Source organism: [Flexibacter] sp. ATCC 35208 (assembly GCF_001975825.1).
Classification (GTDB): Bacteria; Bacteroidota; Bacteroidia; order Chitinophagales; family Chitinophagaceae; genus Chitinophaga.
Genome location: NZ_MTKN01000326.1, coordinates 1 through 402, shown reverse-complemented (window position 1 = coordinate 402; position 402 = coordinate 1). Strand labels below are relative to the sequence as shown.

Here is a 402-nt window from a genome sequence, read left to right as displayed (position 1 = left end):
AAACTTCTTGCTAAAAGCATTTGCTCAAAACTAACCTCACCGGTTTTTGGTAATCCGTTTGCCCAATCAATAAAAACCCAATCGCCTTCTAATGGTTCAAGGAATCCGTTTGTGTTTCTTCTTTTTAAGCAGAATTCCATAAGTGATTTCATTCTTGGATAAAAAGTTTTGATAAATTTTGTATCGCCCGTGTGTAAATAGTAATCATAAACACCTACAAACCAATACAACGAATAATCCATTATGATGTTAATATGAGCCGTCACGGGTTCTTTACCACGAAGAGCCAACAGCGTTCGTTCTACAGAAGCCGAAACAAAGAATAAATAATAATTCATTAAATAACTTTGATAAGCGTCGCCAGACCAAACCCAACGGTCGCTTTTAATGCCGTCTATAAAA

The 402-nt window shown here is 36.1% G+C and carries 1 pseudogene; it reads right to left on the bottom strand.

From position 1 onward, the window contains the following. Positions 1 to 402, bottom strand: a pseudogene (locus BW716_RS35750) (alpha-rhamnosidase); the annotation flags it as partial.